The sequence below is a fragment of the Herbaspirillum lusitanum genome, assembly GCF_046025995.1.
In the GTDB taxonomy this organism is placed as follows: domain Bacteria; phylum Pseudomonadota; class Gammaproteobacteria; order Burkholderiales; family Burkholderiaceae_D; genus Herbaspirillum; species Herbaspirillum lusitanum_A.
Genome location: NZ_JAQQFM010000006.1, coordinates 484394 through 490704 on the forward strand (window position 1 = coordinate 484394; position 6311 = coordinate 490704).

Sequence of the window (6311 nt, forward strand, 5' to 3'; positions counted from 1 at the left end):
TTATACCGATCGGATTCAACATGAACGCAATTCTTCAATCCCTGATAGACGGGATTCTCATCGGCGGTGTCTACGGCGTCATCTCCGTCGGCCTGTCGCTGGTGTTCGGCGTGCTGCGCATCGTCAATTTCGCTCAGGCCGAATTTCTGATGCTGGGCATGTATTCGGCCTGGTTTGCCTCGCGCTACCTGGGACTGGATCCGGTCTTCGGCGCTTTCATTTCGCTGGCGGTGGGTTTCGTCCTCGGTTTCATCTGTCACTGGCTATTCATCCGCCGCATCATCAACGCTGCGCCGGTGGCCCAGATATTTCTGACCGTGGGGCTGCTGGCGGTGCTGGAAAACGGCGCACTGATGCTGTTCGGCTTAGATTTCCGCACCGTCTCCACGCCGTATCAGACGGCTGCGATTGAATTCGGCGATCTGTTCATTTCGGTGCCGTATCTGATTGCGTTCTGCATGGGGTCGGTGGTGTGCGTGATGCTCTGGCTGTTTCTGACGCGTACCTGGATCGGTAAAGGCATTCGCGCCACCGCTCAGAACGCCATGGCGGCCAGTCTGTTCGGCATCGATACCCAGGTGATTTACGGCGTCGCTTTCGGCCTGGGCACCGGGCTCACCGCCTTCGGTGGCGGCGTGATTCTTTCCTATTCCTCGGTCAGCCCCACGGTCGGCGCTCAGTTCGTCACGCTGATGTTTACGGTGGTGGTGCTGGGTGGGCTGGGCAGCGTCATGGGCGCTTTGCTGGGCGGGATCGTGGTCGGCATCGTGCAGGCATTCTCGGCGCTGGCGATGCCGATACAGATGCAGAACCTGACGCTGTTCGTGTTCTTCATCGCCTTGCTGGCATTCAAGCCGCAAGGTCTGCTCGGGGCCAGAAAATGAAAAGAAATCCTTTCCTCAAGCTGTTGCCGGTGCTGGTGTTCGCCGCCGTCTGTCTGGCGCTCAGCGCCTTCATGAATCCGGCCGGTTATCCGGTGCGGATTCTCTGTCTGGTGTTGCTGGCGGCGTCGCTGGGGCAGTGCTGGAACATTGTCGGTGGCCTGGCCAATCAGATCTCGCTGGGGCATGCGGCATTTTTCGGCATCGGCGCCTATGCCTCCACGATTCTGCAGATCAAGTGGGGCATCAGTCCCTGGCTCGGTATTCCTTTCGGCATGCTGCTGGCCAGCCTTGCTGCCTTGCTCATCTCGCTGCCGACCATGCGTCTGAAAGGCCCTTACTTTGCATTGGCCACGCTGGCCTTCGGCGAGGCCTGTCACATCCTGGCGGTATCGTTTCCCAAAGTGACAGGCGGCCCGCAAGGCGTGTCCATTCCCTTCATCGGCAATTCTCTGGGCATGCTGCAGTTCCGCAATGCCGGCGGCTATGTGTCGGTATTCGTCGCCTTCTTCGTCATCGTCTGTGGCGTCTATCTGCTGATGTCGCAGGGGCGTATCGGTTTTTATCTGCGCGCCATCCGCGAAAACGAAGAGGCCGCCGAGATGTCGGGCGTCAACACGCTCAGGGTCAAGCTGACCGGCAGCATGGTCTCGGCCTCGCTCACTGCGGTGGTTGGCGCCTTGTTTGCACAGTTCACTTCCTTCTTCGATCCGGACAGCGTGTTCAGCGTTACCGGCATTTCCATCCGTGCCGCCCTGATCGCCATTGTTGGCGGCGTTGGCACCTTGTCCGGGCCGGTGCTGGGCGCGATCTTCGTGGTGCTGATCGAGGAATTGCTGAGTGCGTATTTTTCCAATCAGGCTGCGGGGGTGGCGCCTTTTATCTTCGGCGTCGTGCTGATCATGGTGGTCTTGATCCGGCCGCAGGGCTTGTCATCGATCAAGGGATTTTCATTCAGGCGCGGGGAGCAGAAATGAACGAGCAATTGAAAGCCAATGGGGTGACGGTCAGGTTTGGCGGACTGACTGCGGTATCGAATGTCAGCTTCTCGCTCAAGGCCGGCGAGATCGTCGGCCTGATCGGCCCCAACGGCGCCGGCAAGACGACCCTGTTCAGTTCGCTGGTCGGCCTGCAGAAACTGAGCGCCGGCGAAATCCATCTGGACGGCCAGCGTATCGACGGGCGTCGGCCGCATGTGATTGCCAAGGCCGGCATGACCAAGACGTTTCAGAACACCGCGCTGTTTCCCGGCATGAGTCTGCTCGACAACGTGATGACGGCCGGGCTGCTGAACAACACGCTGGAGGCGGCGCGCACGCTGGCGCATGAATGCCTGGAGCGGGTCGGTCTGGGGGCGGATGCCGGGCGCAATGTCGATGATCTGACCTTTCCGCAAAAGGCTTTAGGCGAGGTGGCGCGGGCGCTGGCGATCCGGCCGCGGATTCTGCTGCTCGATGAAGTGATGGCGGCGCTGACCCCGCTGGAAATGGACAAGGTCATGGCCACGCTGCGAGACCTGCGCGACCGCACCGGCTTGACCATGGTGGTGGTGGAACATCACATGCGCGCCATCATGAATCTGAGCGACCGTCTGCTGGTGCTCAATTTCGGCAAGCTGATCGCCGACGGACTGCCGCAGGAGGTCTCCCGAGATCCCCGCGTGATTGAAGCCTACCTTGGGAGTGAACATGCTCAAGCTGCATGAAGTATCGGGCGGCTACGGCCGCCGCACGGTTGTCGATGACATTTCCATTCGCGTCGATCAGGGTGAAACCGTTGCGATCCTTGGCGCCAATACCGCCGGCAAGACTTCGCTGATCCGCGCCATTCTGGGCCTGCTGCCGCGTTGCTCCGGGCGCATCGAATTTGGTTGCGAGGATATCTCCTCCGTGCCGGCGCACCGCCGCGTTGATTTCGGCATCGCCTGCGTGCCGGAAGGGCGGCATGTGTTTTCCGAGATGTCGGTCATGGACAACCTGTTGATCGGCGCCTATCACCGGCGCAAGGATGTGACGCGACAAGACATCGACGATTGCTTCCGTCTGTTTCCCCGACTGGCGGAACGTCAGGCGCAGAAGGCCGGCACCTTGTCCGGCGGCGAGCAGCAGATGGTCGCCATCGGGCGGGCGCTGATGGCGCGGCCATCAATGCTGCTGCTGGATGAACCCAGCCACGGACTGGCGCCGCTGATGGTGGCCGAGGTGCATGCCGCCATCGCCGAGGTCAACCGGCGCGGCATCAGCGTGCTGCTGGTGGAGCAGAACGTGTCGAGCGCACTGAAGATCGTGAGCCGCGGCTATGTGCTGGAGAGCGGCAAGGTGGCGGTCAGCGGCACGACCGCCGAGCTGGCCAGCAATGACGATGTACGCAGAACTTATCTTGGAATCTGAACGGAGAAAAACAAATGAAAAAAATGATTGCATGCGTGGTCCAGGCAGCGTCCGTCGGCGGCGACACGCCGGCAACCGTCGCCAAGACGGTAAGGCTGATCGCCGAATGCGGGAAGAAGGGGGCGCAGCTGGCGGTGTTTCCGGAGGCCTTCATCGGCGGTTATCCGAAGGGCGCCAGTTTTGACATCCGCATCGGCATGCGTACGCCGGAGGGGCGCGATGAATTCGCCGCCTACTGGAATTGCGCCATCGACGTGCCGGGACCGGAGACCGCCACCATCGGCGAGGCCGCGCGCGAAGCCGGACTGTTCGTCACGCTGGGCGTGATCGAGCGCGCCGGCGGCACGCTCTTTTGCAGCGTGCTGTTTTTCGGCCCCGACGGCAGTCTGCTTGGCAAGCATCGCAAACTCATGCCGACCGCCGCCGAGCGTCTGTGCTGGGGCTTTGGCGATGGTTCGACCCTGACTGCGGTCGATACCCCCTGGGGCAAGATGGGCGCCGTCATCTGCTGGGAAAACTACATGCCGCTGCTGCGCATGGCGATGTACGACAAAGGCGTGGCGCTGTATTGCGCACCCACCGCCGACGACCGCGACAGCTGGGCTTCGTCGATGCAGCACGTGGCGCTGGAAGGGCGCTGTTTCGTGTTGTCGGCCTGCCAGTATCTGACCGGCGCCGACTTCCCCGCAGCCATGAAGAATCATATTTCGGCAGACGCCGACCACGTGCTCATGCGCGGCGGCAGTGTCATCGTCGGCCCGCTGGGTCAGATTCTGGCGGGGCCGGATTTTTCGGGCGAGACGATTCTGAGCGCCGAGCTGGATCTGGATGACGTGGTGCGCGGCAAGTTCGATTTTGACGTCGCAGGCCATTACGCGCGTGCGGATGTGTTCCGTCTGCAAGTCGACGAGCGGCCGCAACTGGCCGTATCGCAAGTGACCGGCTGAAGCGGCGCGGTTTCTCAGCTGAATGCCTTTGCCCGCCGCCGGGCAAGGCGACCATGCATGTCATTTTCAACCGATGCATCCAGGAATGCCGATGAAATTTCCCGCTCTTGATGTACGGGCCCGTCTCATTTTCAGCTACGGCCTGTTGCTGTTCTTTATTGTTGTTCTGGGTGTGCATGGCAGCCTGCTCAAGCTTGAGGACGAGCAGACGTGGCGCGCCATGGCGCCGGCAATCGCTCTCTTCGTTCTTGGTCTGTTTATTGCTTACATAAATTGCCGGAAGATTCTGGCGCCGTTCGGCCATATTCTGAACAACGCCGGGAGTCTGGCGGCGGGAGATGTCAGCCGCTCCATCGAGGTTTCTTCGCAGGGCGATCTGGGACGGCTGGAACAGGCGCTGGAAGCCATCAACATGCAGATGTTCAAGATGGTGTCGGAAATCCGTCTCGGCACGACGGCGGTGGCGAGCACCTCCGACATGATCGTGGCCGACAATACCGCGCTTTCCGGGCGCACCGAAGCGCAGGCCAGTTCGCTGGAAGAGACGGCGGCGGCGCTGGAGCAACTGACCGCCAATGTCAGGCAAAACGCCGACAATGCGGCGCAGGCGCACTTGCTGGTCGAGACGGCCAATCGCCAGGCCAGTGAAGGCGGCGCGGTCATGCAGCAGTTGATCGAAGTGATGAGCGTCATCAAGAGCAGCTCGCAACGCATCGTGGACATCATTTCGGTGATCGACGGCATTGCGTTTCAGACCAATATTCTGGCGCTCAATGCGGCCGTTGAGGCGGCGCGCGCCGGTGAGCAGGGGCGTGGATTCGCGGTGGTGGCGGCCGAAGTGAGGTCGCTGGCGCATCATTCGGCGCTGGCGGCGAAAGAGATCAAGCAACTGATTGCCGACTCGGTCGACAAGATCGAGCGCGGCGGCAGTCTGGTCGGGACGACCGGGCGCGCCATGAATGAAATTGCCACGGGCGTGGCGCGAGTGGCGGTGCTGGTCGGTGAAATTGCAGCAGCCAGCGCCGAGCAAAGCAGCGGCATTTCCGAAGTGAATCAAGCCGTCACGCAGCTCGACGGCGCGACCCAGAAGAATGCCTTGCTGGTGGTGGAAGCGATCAAGGTGGCGGATGGATTGAAAGAGCAGGCCATTTCGCTATCGCAATCGGTCAGTGGATTTGTGCTGGGTGCACGTGAATTCGGCAACGCCGATGAGGCGCGCGAGATGGTCAGGGATGCCATCGAATACGCCCGGCTGAATGGACTTGCCAGCACCGTGGCGGAGGTGAAGAAGCTGCACAAGGGCCTGTTCGTCGATCGAGATCTTTACCTGATCATCTATTCATTTGACGGCGAAATTCTTGCGCACGGATCGAACCGGCGCTTGTGGGGCGCCGACTGGACGCGGATCACCGATGCAGACGGCAAGCATTTCAACAGGGAAATGACGGACAAGCTGAAGACGGCGGAGTCTGGCTGGACCGACTATCGCTGGGTGCATCCCTTGTCGAAGGAGGTGCTGGTGAAGTCGGGCTACTTTGAAAAAATAGGCAACGCGTTCCTGGTTTGCGGTTATTACAAGCAGGCGCATGCAGCAACTTCGGGCAGCCTCCGGCTAAGCTGATCAAGGCTTAAATCCGAGCGCTGGCATGGATTGCCGGACAAACAGAAAACCTGAGTAATCGGGAGCTTATTTCAGCGAAAGGAGAGGATCATGATGCCAGCCACAGAAGGTGAAGCCTTGCTTGCCTGCGTTGATGCCATGCGTAAGGCCGGCCCGGCTGCGCGGCTGGAGAAGCTGCCGGAGAGTCTAGACCGGACAATGTTGACATTGCTGAGCCTGCTGATTTCAAAATGGAAGCCGGCGGCAGGCTCTCGCTCCAAAGAAAAAGACTGATGGCAGCATCAATATTCTTGCTTTCCGAGAGTATGGTCATGCGCGGGTGGCGCATGCACAATTCGCATTTCGCTTGATCAATCACCTTGATAGCGGCTAAGGGCAGATATCAAGCAGCATTGATGTGCGGCCCCGTCGGGTTTCCTTCCTTCCTTCCTTCCTTCCTTCCTTCCTTCCTTCCTTCCTTCCTTCCTTCCTT

7 protein-coding genes are annotated in these 6311 nt (G+C 60.4%); all 7 read left to right on the plus strand.

The genetic code is table 11. From position 1 onward, the window contains the following. Positions 1-20 precede the first annotated feature (20 nt). The 7 genes from PQR62_RS15915 (at position 21) to PQR62_RS15945 (ending at position 6112) form a co-directional block, all read left to right on the plus strand. Positions 21-884 (plus strand): branched-chain amino acid ABC transporter permease, encoded by an 864-nt coding sequence (locus PQR62_RS15915; RefSeq protein WP_408158953.1) that lies wholly within the window; start codon positions 21-23, stop codon positions 882-884. After that, a complete protein-coding gene (locus PQR62_RS15920) occupies positions 881-1858 on the plus strand; it encodes a branched-chain amino acid ABC transporter permease (RefSeq protein ID WP_408158954.1) in 978 nt (325 codons plus the stop codon). The genes PQR62_RS15915 and PQR62_RS15920 overlap by 4 nt, the downstream gene beginning before the upstream one ends. Next, entirely contained in the window at positions 1855-2586 is a 732-nt protein-coding gene (locus tag PQR62_RS15925) for an ABC transporter ATP-binding protein (protein WP_408158955.1), read from the plus strand. Before PQR62_RS15920 ends, PQR62_RS15925 begins: the two co-directional genes overlap by 4 nt. Then, positions 2570-3271, plus strand: coding sequence for an ABC transporter ATP-binding protein (locus PQR62_RS15930; protein WP_408158956.1), 702 nt, complete (start codon positions 2570-2572; stop codon positions 3269-3271). Before PQR62_RS15925 ends, PQR62_RS15930 begins: the two co-directional genes overlap by 17 nt. A gap of 14 nt (positions 3272-3285) precedes the next feature. Beyond that, on the plus strand, positions 3286-4218 hold the full coding sequence (locus PQR62_RS15935; RefSeq protein ID WP_408158957.1) for a carbon-nitrogen hydrolase family protein: 933 nt from the start codon (positions 3286-3288) through the stop codon (positions 4216-4218). Positions 4219-4309: 91 nt separating this feature from the next. After that, positions 4310-5839 carry a methyl-accepting chemotaxis protein gene (locus tag PQR62_RS15940; protein ID WP_408158958.1) on the plus strand — a complete coding sequence of 510 codons (1530 nt, stop codon included), beginning with the start codon at positions 4310-4312 and terminating at the stop codon, positions 5837-5839. 90 nt (positions 5840-5929) lie between these two features. Further along, complete coding sequence (locus PQR62_RS15945) at positions 5930-6112, plus strand: hypothetical protein (RefSeq protein WP_408158959.1); 183 nt, start codon at positions 5930-5932, stop codon at positions 6110-6112. Positions 6113-6311: the final 199 nt, after the last annotated feature.

What these genes read in the sequence shown, in the direction of transcription:
- PQR62_RS15915 (WP_408158953.1), top strand. Translation starts at nt 21, where the DNA reads ATGAACGCAATTCTTCAATCCCTGATAGACGGGATTCTCATCGGCGGT.
- PQR62_RS15920 (WP_408158954.1), top strand. Translation starts at nt 881, where the DNA reads ATGAAAAGAAATCCTTTCCTCAAGCTGTTGCCGGTGCTGGTGTTCGCC.
- PQR62_RS15925 (WP_408158955.1), top strand. Translation starts at nt 1,855, where the DNA reads ATGAACGAGCAATTGAAAGCCAATGGGGTGACGGTCAGGTTTGGCGGA.
- PQR62_RS15930 (WP_408158956.1), top strand. Translation starts at nt 2,570, where the DNA reads ATGCTCAAGCTGCATGAAGTATCGGGCGGCTACGGCCGCCGCACGGTT.
- PQR62_RS15935 (WP_408158957.1), top strand. Translation starts at nt 3,286, where the DNA reads ATGAAAAAAATGATTGCATGCGTGGTCCAGGCAGCGTCCGTCGGCGGC.
- PQR62_RS15940 (WP_408158958.1), top strand. Translation starts at nt 4,310, where the DNA reads ATGAAATTTCCCGCTCTTGATGTACGGGCCCGTCTCATTTTCAGCTAC.
- PQR62_RS15945 (WP_408158959.1), top strand. Translation starts at nt 5,930, where the DNA reads ATGATGCCAGCCACAGAAGGTGAAGCCTTGCTTGCCTGCGTTGATGCC.